General features: G+C 63.0%; 9 protein-coding genes and 1 pseudogene. 3 read left to right on the forward strand and 7 right to left on the reverse strand.

Annotated elements, in window-relative coordinates:
* Positions 1-53: 53 nt before the first annotated feature.
* Both F2982_RS24455 and F2982_RS24460 read left to right on the forward strand, forming a co-directional pair.
* Positions 54-308 carry a type II toxin-antitoxin system HicA family toxin gene (locus F2982_RS24455; RefSeq protein WP_203430211.1) on the forward strand — a complete coding sequence of 85 codons (255 nt, stop codon included), beginning with the start codon at positions 54-56 and terminating at the stop codon, positions 306-308.
* Complete coding sequence (locus F2982_RS24460) at positions 305-664, forward strand: type II toxin-antitoxin system HicB family antitoxin (RefSeq protein WP_112714497.1); 360 nt, start codon at positions 305-307, stop codon at positions 662-664. Before F2982_RS24455 ends, F2982_RS24460 begins: the two co-directional genes overlap by 4 nt.
* A gap of 11 nt (positions 665-675) precedes the next feature.
* Here F2982_RS24460 and F2982_RS24465 read toward each other — a convergent pair whose 3' ends face one another.
* Together F2982_RS24465 and F2982_RS24470 are read right to left on the reverse strand one after the other, a co-directional pair.
* Positions 676-1,839 (reverse strand): isovaleryl-CoA dehydrogenase, encoded by a 1,164-nt coding sequence (locus F2982_RS24465; RefSeq protein WP_203430212.1) that lies wholly within the window; start codon positions 1,837-1,839, stop codon positions 676-678.
* Between the two features lie 77 nt (positions 1,840-1,916).
* Positions 1,917-5,386 (reverse strand): annotated as a pseudogene (locus F2982_RS24470) (indolepyruvate ferredoxin oxidoreductase family protein).
* Between the two features lie 258 nt (positions 5,387-5,644).
* Here F2982_RS24470 and F2982_RS24475 point away from each other — a divergent pair.
* Positions 5,645-7,009 carry a M24 family metallopeptidase gene (locus F2982_RS24475; RefSeq protein ID WP_203430213.1) on the forward strand — a complete coding sequence of 455 codons (1,365 nt, stop codon included), beginning with the start codon at positions 5,645-5,647 and terminating at the stop codon, positions 7,007-7,009.
* A gap of 4 nt (positions 7,010-7,013) precedes the next feature.
* On the opposite strand, the gene F2982_RS24480 is transcribed toward F2982_RS24475, so the two are convergent.
* From F2982_RS24480 to F2982_RS24500, 5 genes are all read right to left on the reverse strand, one after another.
* Positions 7,014-9,986, reverse strand: coding sequence for an autotransporter domain-containing protein (locus tag F2982_RS24480; RefSeq protein WP_203430214.1), 2,973 nt, complete (start codon positions 9,984-9,986; stop codon positions 7,014-7,016).
* A gap of 123 nt (positions 9,987-10,109) precedes the next feature.
* Positions 10,110-11,015: a DMT family transporter gene (locus F2982_RS24485; protein ID WP_203430215.1), complete on the reverse strand. Its 906-nt coding sequence runs from the start codon at positions 11,013-11,015 to the stop codon at positions 10,110-10,112.
* 94 nt (positions 11,016-11,109) lie between these two features.
* On the reverse strand, positions 11,110-12,141 hold the full coding sequence (locus F2982_RS24490) for a hydroxyacid dehydrogenase (protein WP_203430216.1): 1,032 nt from the start codon (positions 12,139-12,141) through the stop codon (positions 11,110-11,112).
* 22 nt (positions 12,142-12,163) lie between these two features.
* Positions 12,164-12,511 (reverse strand): DUF126 domain-containing protein, encoded by a 348-nt coding sequence (locus F2982_RS24495; RefSeq protein WP_348652527.1) that lies wholly within the window; start codon positions 12,509-12,511, stop codon positions 12,164-12,166.
* A gap of 76 nt (positions 12,512-12,587) precedes the next feature.
* Positions 12,588-13,832: an aconitase X catalytic domain-containing protein gene (locus F2982_RS24500; RefSeq protein ID WP_203430217.1), complete on the reverse strand. Its 1,245-nt coding sequence runs from the start codon at positions 13,830-13,832 to the stop codon at positions 12,588-12,590.
* Positions 13,833-13,988 lie beyond the last annotated feature (156 nt).

The following is a 13,988-nucleotide window of genomic DNA, read 5'->3' on the forward strand; positions in this document are numbered from 1 at the left end:
TTATGATACCACGCATGCGAAACTTTTGTCGGATCGGGGCTGGGGGACCTGACTTGCACAAGGCCCATCGCAATACGCTCAAGGCGATTTTCTCGGAACCTGTCAGCGGATCGATCAAATGGCGTGACATCGAAGCTCTGCTCGTTGCGCTGGGCGCGGATGTTTCGGAAGGAAGCGGTTCGCGGGTGCGGTTCATGCTCAGCGGTTCGTCGCTGTTGATCCACCGTCCGCATCCTTCGCCGGACACGAAGAAATACGTGGTACGCACGGTCAGGGAGTTCCTGACGAATTCGGGAATAAAGCCATGAAAGCCTACAAGGGATATACCGGGTCGGTCGAATTCGACGAGGACGACATGGTCTTTCACGGGCGCGTCGTCGGCATCAAGGACATCGTCACCTTTGAAGCCGAGACGGCGCAGGACCTCGTCAAGGCCTTTCACGACAGCGTCGAGGACTACCTGGCCTTTTGCGCCGAGACCAAGCAGGAGCCGGAGAAGCCCTTCTCCGGAAACCTGTCGCTTCGCATGTCGCCGAGCCTTCACAAGCAGGTGGTGCGCGCTGCCGGAAACAAGGCTCAATCGGTCAATCAATGGATCACCGACACGCTGAGCGAAGCCGCAACCCGCGACGCCCAATCCGCCTCCAGCACCGTGAGAAGCTGAGCCGCCGTGCCTCATGCCGTCTCCGCAAAGAGTTCGCGCCCGATGAGCATGCGGCGGATTTCCGACGTGCCGGCGCCGATCTCGTAGAGCTTGGCATCGCGCAGCAGCCGTCCTACCGCGTAGTCGTTGGTATAGCCGTTGCCGCCGAGCGCCTGGATCGCTTCGAGCGCCATCGCTGTTGCCTTTTCGGCGGCGTAGAGAATGCAGCCGGCGGCGTCCTTGCGGGTGGTCTCGCCGCGATCGCAAGCGGCGGCGACGGCATAGACATAGGCGCGAGCCGTGTTCATCGTCACATACATGTCGGCGAGCTTGCCCTGCATCAGCTGGAACTCGCCGATCGCCTGGCCGAACTGTTTGCGCTCGTGCAGATAGGGCACGACGATATCCATGCAGGCCGCCATGATGCCGAGCGGACCGGCTGAGAGGACGACGCGCTCGTAATCGAGGCCGGACATCAGCACTTTCACGCCACCGCCGACGGTGCCGAGGACGTTCTCCTCCGGCACTTCGCAATCGGCAAAGATCAGCTCGGACGTATTGGAGCCGCGCATGCCGAGCTTGTCGAGCTTCTGGCCGGTCGAGAAGCCCTTGAAGCCCTTCTCGATCAGGAATGCCGTGATACCGCGAGGACCGGCTTCGGGATCGGTCTTGGCATAGACGACGAGGACGTCGGCATCCGGGCCGTTGGTGATCCACATCTTGTTGCCGTTGAGCACATAGCGATCGCCACGTTTCTCGGCCCTGAGCTTCATCGAGACGACATCGGATCCCGCGCCGGGTTCCGACATGGCAAGCGCGCCGACATGCTCTCCTGAGATCAGCTTCGGCAGATATCGCTGCTTCTGCCCGGCGCTGCCATTGCGATTGATCTGGTTGACGCAAAGGTTGGAATGGGCGCCGTAGCTGAGCGCCACCGAGGCCGACGCGCGGCTGATCTCCTCCATCGCCACGCAATGGGCGAGATAGCCGAGAGCGGCCCCGCCATATTCCTCACCCGCCGTGATGCCGAGCAGGCCCATATCGCCGAGCTCACGCCAGAGCGGCATCGGAAAGGCATTGTTGCGGTCGGTCTCGTCGGCGAGCGGCGCGATGCGTTCGCTCGCAAAGCGCCTCACGGCATCGCGCAACGCTTCGATTTCATCGCCAAGCGCAAAGCTCAGGCCACCTGAATACATCCGGCTCTCTCCCTCAAACCCATTCCGCTGCTCTTCGAACACGGAGCGGGTTTATCTCCCAATTGTCAGACCGTCGCCTATGCGGCGTCCGGCATGCGTGCCGGCTCACCCGATGTTTCGTACGCCTTCAGACGCGTCTCGACCTGATCCATGATCGTCCGGGCGGCCGCCTCCTTGACCGGCCCGTAGCCGCGAATCTCATCGAACAGCGTCAGAATGGCAAGAGCTTCCGCTTCGTTGCCGCCGTCGAGCCTGGCAAGCACGCGGGCCGCCACCTTCTCGTAATCGGAAATCAGCCGGCGCTCGAGCTTGCGCTCATGCAGGTAGCCGAAGGGATCGAGTGCGGTGCCACGCAGGCTCTTGAAGCGAGCAAGACCGCGCAGCAGCGGCAGGATCCAGGCCCCGAACTCCCGCTTCTTCGGGCGCCCGTTCGGATCCTTGCCCGAGAGAACCGGTGGGGCGAGGTTGAAGACAAGGCGGAAATCGCCCTGCATCTCCTCGCGCATCTTCGCCTCGAAGGCCGGGTCGGTCAGCAGCCGGGCCACCTCATACTCGTCCTTGTAGGCAAGCACGCGGGCATAGGTGACGGCAGCGGCGAAGGGGACCTTGTCCGAGAGACCGGCCTTTGCGGCGGCAGCCTTCGCACTCTCAACAAGAGCACCGAAACGCGCGGCAAGCCGGTCATCCTGATAGGCGGTAAGGTGCGCCTTGCGATGGGCGACGACCTCGGTGAAGGACATGTCGGCGAGCGTCCTGCGCTCTTCCTTCTCGCCCATTGCGGCGCGGACGGCTTCCGGATCGTGGGCGAGAAGACGCCCCCAGTTGAACGAGGCGCGGCTTGCCTTGACGGCCACGCCGTTGAGCTCGATCGCCTTTTCTATCGCTTCGAGCGACAGCGGCACCAGGCCCGATTGCCAGGCAAAGCCGGTCAGCAGGATATTGGTATTGATGCCGTCGCCCGTCAGGGCGGTCGCCGCATGACCGAAATCGAGGAAGACCGAGCGGTCGCTGACGGTCTTGGCGATCGTGTGCATGACGGAGCCGGTCTTGAAATCGAAATCGCGATTGCGCACGAAATCGGCAACCGGCATCAGGCCGGTATTGACGATCGCGGTGGTGCGCTCGGTCTTGCAGAGCGTGATCGCATCCTTCGAGGCGCCAACGACGTCGTCAGCGGCCAGCAAGAGATCGGCGCCGCCATTGACGATACGCGGCGAGGTCACGTCCTTCTGCTCGCGGCCGATGCGCAGATAGCTCATCACCGCGCCGCCCTTCTGGGCAAGGCCGGCCATATCGAGGATCATAGGCACCTTGCCGTCGAGATGGGCGGCCATGCCGAGCACAGCGCCGATCGTCAGGATGCCGGTGCCGCCGACGCCGGCGATCGCGATATTCCAGGGCCTGTCGCCGATCTCCGGAATGACGGGCGTCGGAATGTCGGCATCGACGGGCTCGACCGCCTTGCGCTTCTTGCGTTCGCCGCCCTTCACGGTGACGAAGGACGGGCAGAAACCCTTCACGCAGGAGAAGTCCTTGTTGCAGGTCGACTGGTTGATCTGCCGCTTGCGGCCGAATTCGGTTTCCAGCGGTTCCACCGAGATGCAGTTCGACTGCACCGAGCAATCGCCGCAGCCTTCGCAGACGGCTTCATTGATGAAGACGCGCTTGGCCGGATCCTCCATCAGCCCGCGGCTGCGGCGACGGCGCTTCTCGGCGGCGCAGGTCTGCACATAGACGATCGCCGAGCAACCCGGCGTTTCCCGCAGCTTCAGCATGACCGGATCGAGATGATCGCGGTGCAGGACGATGACGCCGGGGGCGAGTTCCGGCGCCACATAGGCATCGGGATTATCCGACAGCAGATAGATCGGCGAGACGCCCTCGTTATGGAGCTGCTTGGTCATCAGCTGCGGCGTCATGTAGCCGTCGATCTGCTGGCCGCCGGTCATGGCGACGGCATCGTTATAGAGCAGCTTGTAGGTGACATTGACCTTGGCGGCGACCGACTGGCGGATCGCCAGGATGCCGGAGTGGAAATAGGTGCCGTCACCGAGATTGACGAACATGTGCTTCTCGTCGGTGAAGCGGGCGATCGCCGTCCAGGGAACCCCTTCGCCGCCCATCTGCGTGAAGGTCTCGGTATTCCGGTCCATCCATGTGACCATGTAGTGGCAGCCGATGCCCGCCGTCGCGCGGCTGCCTTCCGGCACGCGCGTCGAGGTATTGTGCGGACAGCCGGAGCAGAAGAACGGCGTGCGCTGTAGCGGCGGCACATGGCTGCGGCTGATCTGGCCGCGCTCGGAGAGATAAGCGAGCTTGTCGGAAATCCGCCGGTGCAGCGAGGGATCCATATCGAGCTTCAGGATACGCCCGGCGATGGCGCGGGCGACCGCCCCGACCGTCAGCGCGGCGGAAAGGCTGAGATAGGGTTTGTCATGCTCGTCGAACTTGCCGACGATGCGCGGGCGCACATCGGCGCGCCAGTTGAAGAGTTGCTGCTTGATCTGGTTTTCGATGATCTCGCGACGCTCCTCGATGACCAGCACCTCGTCCAGACCTTCCGAGAAGTGGCGCACGGCCTCGGGCTCCAGAGGCCAGGGCATGCGCACCTTCAGGATGCGGATGCCGATCGCCTCCATCTCTTCGCGCCCGAGCTCCAGCTCGCGCAGCGCCTGCAGCACATCCTCGTAGGCCTTGCCCGAGGAGATGATGCCGAAGCGGGCACGGGGTGCGTCATGGGTGATCTCATCGACCCGGTTGGCGCGGGCAAAGGCAATCGCCGCATAGGCCTTGTAGGTCTGCAGACGATCGTCCTGGATCAGCGGCGGATCCGGCCAGCGAATGTTGAGGCCGCCGGGCGGAAGTTCGAAATCGCTGGGTATGATGAACTGGCGCTTCTCGCCGGAGAGATCGACGGCGGCCGTCGTCTCCACCGTATCGGCGATGAACTTCATGCCGACCCAGCAGCCGGAATAGCGCGACATCGCTATGCCGAGCAGGCCGTATTCGATGAATTCGTGGATGGAGGACGGGTAGAGAACCGGAATGACCGCCGACATGAAATCATGGTCGGTCTGGTGCGGCACGGTGGACGACTTGGCCGAGTGGTCGTCACCGGCAAAACAGAGCACGCCGCCATGCTTCGACGTGCCGGCGGCATTGGCATGTTTCAGCACGTCGCCGGAGCGGTCGACGCCCGGACCCTTGCCATACCAGATGCCGAGAACGCCATCCTTGTTGGCGCCCGGCGAAAGCCCAGCCTGCTGGCTGCCCCAGACGGCGGTGGCCGCGAGATCCTCATTGATCCCGGCTGAAAGGTGATCTGGTGCTGATCGAGATACCGCTGGGCCTTCATCAGCTGCTGGTCGTAGCCGCCGAGCGGCGAGCCGCGATAGCCGGAGATGAAGGCAGCCGTATTCAGCCCTGCCGCATGGTCGCGGCGCATCTGAACCATCGGCAGGCGAACCAGCGCCTGCAATCCTGACATGAAGACCCGGCCTTCGTCGGCCGTATATTTATCGTCGAGCGATACACTCGTCGCCAGCATCTGCTCTCCTCCCGAGATCGCAGTGGTGAACCATGACACCTTGGGAGGGCTCCTCTTCCGCTCCCTCGGCATGTAACGCTGATAATATCATTCCAGTTGTGGAATTTCCGGGCCAAGAATGGCGCGGCCGCGCATCTTTCGAAAATTAGAATGTGCCATCACGACATTTTTGCAATGGCTGGCCTTCGGCAATTGACCTTGCGCCTGCCATCTCGCCATATCAATCGAGCCCGATTTGGAGCGGGCTTCGGAGGAAACATGGCCATTACGCTTGCACCCGTCGCCCTGCCCGACTTCGGTCCTCTCGGCGAGCAGCCGCAGATCCCAGCGACCACCTATGCCGCCCGCGCCGATGCGGCGCTGAAAGCGGCAGGCACGGATTGGCTCGTCGTCTATGCCGATCGCGAGCATTTCGGAAACATCATGCACCTCTCTGGCTTCGAGCCGCGCTTCGAAGAAGCGCTGCTGCTGCTCGGCAAGGGCGGCAATCGCGTCATCATCACCGGCAATGAATCCGAGAGCTATACCGTGCTTGCCGGACTGCCCGATACCGAAGTCTTGCGCGCCCAGAGCTTCAGCCTGATGGGCCAGGACCGCTCGCAGAACCCGCGCCTCGCCGACCGGCTGAAGGATGCGGGGATCAAGGCGGGCGACAGCATCGGTCTCGTCGGCTGGAAATATCTATCTGCCGAGGAAGATGACGACTATGCCCATAGCTTCTTCGTCCCCGATTTCATCGTCAAGGTGCTGAGCCGCGTCATCAGCGGCGAAGGCCGGCTCATCGATCGAACCGAAGTGCTCATGCATCCGGAAACCGGCCTGCGCGCCATCGTCGATGTCGACCAGCTCGCGGCCTTCGAATGGGCGGCGGCGCGTTGCTCGACAGCGCTCTGGCGCGTCGTCTCGGGCGTCCGCGAAGGCGATACGGAATTCGAAGCGCTCGGGCGGCTCGGCTATGAAGGCGATCCGCTGAACGTTCACACGATGTTTGCCTCCGTCAGCAAGGGCGAACACATCGTCGGTCTGCGCAGCCCGACCGCACGCCGTCTCAAGCGCGGCGATGGCGTTACCACGGCGCTCGGCTATTGGGGCGCACTCTCATCACGCGCCGGATTGCTTGCCGATCACGATGACGATTTCCTGAAGCCGTCGAAGGCCTATTTCGAGGCGCTGATCACCTGGTACGAGACGGCGGGCATCGGTGTCTCGGGCGGCGAGCTCTTCGAAGCGGTCACCGGCAAACTGAAATCGGCGGGCCTGAACTCGGCGCTCAATCCCGGCCATCTCGGCAGCCACGAGGAATGGCTGCATTCGCCGGTGCGTCCGGGCTCGACGGACCGCCTGCGCTCCGGCATGCCCTTCCAGGTCGATGTCATCCCCGTGCCGATGCCGGCGGGCTGGGCGCTGAACTGCGAAGACGCGATCGCCTTTGCCGACGATGCCCTGCGGGCGGAAATCCAGAAACGCTACCCCGCGATGCATGCCCGCATCGCCGCCCGCCGCGCTTTCATGGCCGACAAGCTGGGCGTGGCGCTGAAGGACGACATCCTGCCGCTCTCTTCGACGCCGCTCTATCTCTCGCCCTTCTGGCTGAAGTCGGGGAACGTGCTGGTACGTAGCTAGGCCGCTAGAAGCTCGCCGAAAGGTTGGCCTGCGCAGCACTTGACTGCAGGCCTTTGCCGAACTCGCCGGAATAGCTGAGCGTCAGGCGGGCCGTCTTCGTGACCTTGGCGGAAACGCCAAGCCTGATGACTGCCGCATCCTCCGGCATCGTGACGCCATCGATGATGAAGGGCGAGCCACCGGCAAAGGCGAAGCTCGAAGACGGCGTGACGTCACCGGCAATATGCCGCCAGCCGAGCATGCCGGTGAAGGAGAGCGGAAGATCGTTTGCCTGCCAGTCCATCGACCAGCGGAGGCCGATCGTCGAAGCGAAGATCGCTTCGCTGTCGCTTGCTCCCGATAGCGCCGCCGCCCCGCCACTTTCCTGGAAGGCGTCTGTATCGAGATTGACATAAGCGAGGTTGGCGAAGGGCTGAAGCTTGATGCCGTCGAGTTCGCCCGTCCAGGAAAGGTCGGCAAAGACCTGCGACGTCGCGCTCGCATAATCGGCGGAGAGCTGGTCGGTGAAGCTTCCGAAGGCGATATCTCGGCGGGCCGATATATCGTTGTGCGAATAGATCGCGCCGCCGACGAGGTTCACAGCGCCGAACTCACCCGATGCATAGAGACCGGCGTGATAGGAATCCGTTTCCGCCTGCTGCGGCGCGCCGTGGCTGTAGCCGAGCATGGCGCCGAGGCGCCATTGATCCGAGATCGGGCCGTCGGCGCCGAACATGACGCCCGCGACATTGCCATCGAAGCCCGCCGCATTGCCATCTCCCGACCAGAGGTTCGATGCGTAGAAGCTGGAGCTCCAGTACCGCACGCCGTCCTTCTGTCTTGCGGGATCGAGGGCGATCTCGTCGAGGACGGCTTCGCGCGCGAAGCGGCTTTCCCAGAGGAGTGCGCTTTCGAGCGAGGCATGGCTCTCGCCGCTCAGCTGTGTAAATGCGTCATTGGCCGTCTGAGCATCGAGCGGCAGGATGGCGGAATAGAGCGCGTCTGCGCCGCCGAGCGCCTCGAGTGCCGCTGCGGTCGCGCGCCCGTTTGCCGTCTCCGCGACATCGGCGAACTGCACAGCATTGCGGTCCAGCGCCAGGTCGATCGTGGTCGTGCCATAGGTCAGCGTCGGCGACAGGAAGACGAAGTTGCTGGTGATGTCGTCGAAGGTGCCGGTGATGCCCGAGCCGCTCAGGATCGTATAGTTGTTGGTCAGCCCGTAGCTGCCGCCGGTGCTGCGGATATCCAGCGTGCCGCCGTCGATGACGACGGCGCCCGAGGCGTTCACCGTATCGGAAAGGCCACCGCCGCTGACATCCACCTGATAGGTCGAACCGGTGCGGAATGTGACACCGCCGTTGACCGTCAGAGCCGCAATGCCCGGACCGGGCGAGAGCACCCCGCCTGTATTGACCGAAAGTGCACCGATCGCGCCGCTGCCGGAGAGAAGCCCGTCGCCATCGACATCGACGGTTCCCGAAATCGTCCCGTCATTGATCAGCGAACCGCCCGCTACCCGTGCCGATCCGGTGATCGTGCCGGTGTTGGAAAAGGTGCCGTCATTGTTGACGAGCTCGGCCACCGTTCCGTCGTTCGATGCCGTACCGGAATTGGTGACCCTGCCGGCGACGGCGCCGCTATTGTTGATGAAACTGCCGGCCGCGCCGATATCGATATCGGCCAGGGTCGCGTTGTTGACCGCGGTACCGCCGGTCACCGTCGTCATGCCGGTGACCGTGCCGCCGGCATTGTTGGTGAATGTGCCGCCCTCATTGCGGAGCGAAGCGATCGTCCCGGCATTCGTGACGGTCCCGGAATTCCTGACATTGCCTGCCGTCGCACCGCTATTGTTGACGAAGGCGGCGACCGCCGCGACATCGGCATCTGTAATGACGAAATTGTTGGTGACCGTGCCGCCGGTGACGACGGTGTTGCCGGTGACCCTTCCACCGGCATTGTTGGTGAAGCTTCCCGCGGTATTGGTGACCGAGGCAACCGTTCCGGCATTCGAGCTCGTTCCGGCGTTGGTAACCGCCCCCGCAGTCGCGCCGCTCGCGTTGCTGAATGTGCCATTGGTGCCGACATCGACGGTATTCAACGTCGCATTGTTGGTAACCGTGCCGCCCGTGACAACAGTGCCGCCGGTGACGACACCGCCGAAATTGTTGGTGAAGGTCCCGCCTTCATTGCGCAGCGAGGCGATAGTCCCGGCATTCGACGTCGTGCCGGCATTCCTGACATTGCCTGCCGTCGCGCCATTATTGTTGACGAAGGCCGCCACGGCCGCGACATCGGCATCGGTGATGACGAAATTGTTCGTTACGGTGCCGCCGGAGACCGTCGTCTTTCCCGTCACCCTGCCGCCGGTATTGTTGGTGAAATTTCCGCCCGTGTTGGTGAGATTGCCGATCGTCCCGGCATTGGATGCCGTGCCTGCATTGGTGACCGACGTAGCGGTGCCGCCCGTGTTGTTGACGAAGGTGCCGCCGGACGAGACATCGACGCCATCGATAACGCCGTTGTTCGACAGCTGGGTACCGGAGCTGACCACGCCGCTGTCGAGCGTGCCGTTGACGGTGACATTGCCGTTGTTCAGCATCAGCCGGCCATTGAGATCGCCATCGACCGACAGGCTGCCGCCATTGAGATCGACATCGGAATTCAGGACGCCACCGGCATTGATGCTGACGCTGCCCGAGCTGATCGTGCTGCCGCCGGTCGCCGTTAATGCGCCGGTATTGGTGATGGTGACGTTGCCGCCATCGACATCGAGCTTGTCGACCGTCACGCCATTGGTGACCTGCGGCGATCCGGTATCAACGGTTGCAGTGTCCGTGGGACCGGGAGCAGACGGGGTCCAGTTTGCCGAGTTGCTGAATTCGTTGTCCGCGTTTCCCGACCATGCCGACTGCGCATAGCCATGGCCAGACACGGCAGCGGAGACCAGTGCCGTGAAGAGGCCGAGACGGCGCGAAAATGCCGGAATCAGAGGTTTCATCTTTGGATCGGCCGGTGCTAGCGCGCACCGCCGTGGAGCGGCGGTACGGTTAACAACTCCTATCCAAGCGTGATTAACGAAGTCTTACGTTTTTCGCCTTCCGGCTGAAATCCAAGCGCAATCTCAAGCCGTCAGGCGGCGTCGCGACATGATCACCAGACGGCGTTCCCACCAGATCAGGATCAGGCTGGAGCCGACGATGAGGACCGCTCCGGCGACGACGTTCAGCGTCGGGATTTCGGCCCAGATCAGGTAGCCGTAGAGGAATGCCCAGATCAGCCCGCTATATTCGATCGGCGCCAACGTCGAGGCCGGTGCATAGCGGAAACCTTCATAGAGGATGTACTGACCGGCGGCGCTGATGCAGCCGAGCCCGATCATCAGCGCCCAGCCGAAGAGGTCAGGCGTCTTCCAGACGAAGGGCAGCGCCGCGCCGCAAACGACGGTGAACAGCACGCCGGTCGCCAGCATCTGGTTGACCGTGCTTTCGGTGCGGCTGACGAGGCGAACGAGGATGGTGCTCCAGGCCCAGCAGAAGCCGGCGAAGAACACCATGCCGGCCGGAATGAGGCTTGGCGCCTCGGCAGGATCGGCCGCCAGAACGACGCCGACGAAACCGCCGATGCAGGCCAGCCAGCGGATCGGCCCGACATTTTCCCTGAGAATGAAGATCGACAGCACGACGGTGATCACGGGCGCGCTGAAATACATCGTGGTGATCTCGGCGAGACCGAGATGACGGGCCGCAGAATAGTAGGAAAGCCAGGCGCCGAGCATCAGCACCGCGCGCAGCAGAACGGAACTTCTGTGCGGGCTTTTGAGGATCGACGGATGCCGGTTCCGATGGATGAAGAAGGCCGAGAAACCGACGATCATCACGCTGCGGATGAACAGGATCTGCGGCACGGCATAATCGGCCACCAGCCATTTGACGACGGCGTCCTGGATGGCGAACAGCGAATAGCCGATGCAGGCAAGGGCTATTCCCACCAGCGGGGATGGCGCCTCATCGGTCGATCTGGAAAACATGGAAGGCCTGCGAAGGGAATGCGTTGGGGTGCCACGGCCTAGCAAGAGCCGTCGGCGTTGACAATGCGAGGAATAGCCCTCCGCGAAGATTTGATCAGTTGATCTTCACGCCCTTCGATCGCATGCGTGAAACCGTTTCCCGTTCGGCCCGCTTGCAGCGCATCGGCGGCAGGCCGCGATCCATCAGGTCCATGTCTTCGAGCACCATGTCGCCCATCTTCGTGAAGGCGCTGTCGAGGGCTCCGGCGCGGTGGGCCGAGCGGATGAAGCCCTTGAGCTTGCGGACGGGATGATCCAGCGGCAGCGGTTCTTCCGGATAGACATCGCTGGCCGCCACGATATGGCCGGAGGCGACGGCTGCCATCAGCGCATCGAAATCGACGACATCGGCGCGGCTGAGAAGGATGAAGGCCGCACCCTTGCGCATGCTGGTAAAAGCCTCAGCACCGAGGAACCCCTTGTTCTCGCTGGTGACGGCGGCGACGACGAAGACGAAATCGCTCTTTGTCAGCACGTCTTCGAGGCTTGCCGCCTCGACATTGTTTTCTTCCAGGATCGATTTCGGCTGCCAGGGATCGAAGACCCGAACCTTGGCGCGGAAGCCCGAGAGTACGCGGCGCAGCGCCTTGCCGAGATCGCCGAAGCCGACGATACCGATCTCCGATCCAGCGATCAGCCGGGCGCTGGCATTGCCTTCGCCGCCCCAGAGCTCGCTGCCCTCACGGAAGGCGACATCGGCATCGACGATGCCGCGTGCCAGCGAGAGCGCGAAACCAAGACCGATCTCGGCCACCGGCTCGGCGAAGACCTGGCCGGTCGTCACCACATGGATGCCGCGCTGGAAGAGGATGTCATAGGGCATGTTGTTGATCAGATTGCTTTCGACATTCAGCACGCAGCGCAGCGAGGTCATCCGCGCCAGCGTTTCCTCCGAGAGCGGCGGCTGACCGATGATGTAGCGGGCTTTGCCGAGCACGCCATCGCCAAGACCGGCGATATTCTCCGGGTCCGCCTCGACGATCTCGTACTTATCATGAAGCACGCGACGCGCCGCGTCGCTGAAGATCAGGTCGAGCGTGCGTGGCTCCGGTGCGCTGATCGCCAGTGGCTTTTCGGTCTTGGTCATTTCATCCTCCTCCCGCAGCCGCTCACGGCTGCACAATCTCAATTCGCGCCTCGCGCTCTCCGGCTACAAGAGACAGGCGCTCGGCCTGCACGATCTGCAGCCAATCCTCCGCATGCGCCAGAACGACCGGACAGCCGATGCCATAGAGCGCCTCGGCGACCATCGCGCCGGTGACGACGATCGCGTCGCGTTTCAACAGGATGATGCCTGAAGGCGCCGTTTTCAGCCGGATCGCTTCGGCGAGCACCGAGCTTCCCGAACTCGATCCCCGTCCGGCTTCCATGACCAGGATAGACCCGCTGATCGACTGGCCGCTCTGCGGATGCCACTGGTCGATGATCCTGCCGGTCGCGGAATCGAAGCCGCCCAGAAGCTCAGGGGCTCAGCCAGCACGAAGGCCAGTGCTTCGGCGCTGCCTTCCATGAGCGTCGTTGCGGAAAAACGCGTCACAGCCGCACCACCTTGCCCGCCCGGGCGGAGGCCATGCATTCGGCCAGCGAGCCGAAGGCGACGTCGACGCCGATATTGCCGGGCGCGTAGTAAGCCCATTTGCCGGAATTGGTCATGACGGCGCCGGACATGTCGCGAATGATCGCCGTGACATAGGTGCAGGTATCGATGACGAGCGTGATGCCCACGGCCTCCAGCCTCGCGCGCCAGCTGCGGTTCTCAAGCTCGGCCAGAACCTCGCGGTTGGTATTGATATAGATGTCGGTCGCCGCCTTCTCGTCCGTCAGCAGCGGCATCAGCCGCTCGAACTCGCCGATCGAGAAATGCGGCGTGCCCATGCTGACCGCGGCAAGCGCGGTCCCCTCCGCCACCGTCGAGAGATTGCGGATCGTCTCGCGGGTATCATCGCGGCTGAGCCGGATGATCTCTTCCGGCTTTTTTCCGCCGCAGGCTGCCTCAAGGGTCGGTGCTTCCGGCGTCAAGCCGACTGCATGGAAAAGTGCCACGGCACCCGCCGAAGCGGCAACGGCGCCCAGCGCCTTCAGATCGTCCTCGGAGCTTTCCTTCGGCAATCCACGGATAACCGGGATCCTGTCGCCGCAGCGGCGGCCGATGGCGTGACCGGCCGCAACGCAGATCGATCCGGCATCGCCGTCAGGGAAAGCTTCGACATCGATCAGCACCGTGGCGTGACGGTTTTCCGTAACATGCAGCCCGTAATAGGGCGCCCGGCCGGTCAGCGCGCAACAGAGATCGATGAAATCGCCATAGCGATTGGTGCGGGCTCCAAGCACGGAATTGGCAAAGACGATCGCGTTCGATTCCGCCCAGGCGATCTGCGCGCCGAAGCGCGGCCGGAAGATCGTCTGGTAGGGGGCGCAGGTGAAGGTCGGCACGCAGCCGAGCTCTTCATGCGCCTTCATCAGCCGCGCGCCATTACGGCCAAGTTCGGCCTCGCCGCGAAACAGTTCGGGATGGATGAGATCGACCGAGCCGACATTCAGCGTCGTCGGCACCCGGACGCGCCCGCCCCATGAGACCATACGCTCGACGAAATCGAGGCTGACCTCGCCGAGATAGAGACAGCCGTCGATATGGGCCGCTTCGATATCCACCAGTTCCTCAGCGCCGACGGCTTCGGCAAAGCGCACCAGAAGCCGCATCGCAAAGGCTGCCGCCTCGCCGTGGCGGCCATCGAGAAGGGCGTGATCATCGGGGGAAAGCTGGAGCGAGGAATGCATGGCGGCGACGCTATCAGGTCGTCCCGCGGGAGAGAAGATGGCTTGCGAATTCGACCAAAGCCACACTCGACAAAACTGTCATAAACACTATGTCACAAAACCTTCACAATTTCATTTGCCAGTTCGTTTCTTTTCGTTTTGTATGCGCAAAGTTTC

Origin of the sequence: Rhizobium sp. BG4, assembly GCF_016864575.1 — a bacterium.
In the GTDB taxonomy this organism is placed as follows: Bacteria; Pseudomonadota; Alphaproteobacteria; order Rhizobiales; family Rhizobiaceae; genus Rhizobium.

Bases quoted from the DNA above. Each gene is read 5' to 3' on its own strand.
- F2982_RS24460 (WP_112714497.1), top strand. From the start codon at position 305: ATGAAAGCCTACAAGGGATATACCGGGTCGGTCGAATTCGACGAGGAC.
- F2982_RS24465 (WP_203430212.1), bottom strand. From the start codon at position 1,839: ATGTATTCAGGTGGCCTGAGCTTTGCGCTTGGCGATGAAATCGAAGCG.
- F2982_RS24475 (WP_203430213.1), top strand. From the start codon at position 5,645: ATGGCCATTACGCTTGCACCCGTCGCCCTGCCCGACTTCGGTCCTCTC.
- F2982_RS24480 (WP_203430214.1), bottom strand. From the start codon at position 9,986: ATGAAACCTCTGATTCCGGCATTTTCGCGCCGTCTCGGCCTCTTCACG.
- F2982_RS24485 (WP_203430215.1), bottom strand. From the start codon at position 11,015: ATGTTTTCCAGATCGACCGATGAGGCGCCATCCCCGCTGGTGGGAATA.
- F2982_RS24490 (WP_203430216.1), bottom strand. From the start codon at position 12,141: ATGACCAAGACCGAAAAGCCACTGGCGATCAGCGCACCGGAGCCACGC.
- F2982_RS24500 (WP_203430217.1), bottom strand. From the start codon at position 13,832: ATGCATTCCTCGCTCCAGCTTTCCCCCGATGATCACGCCCTTCTCGAT.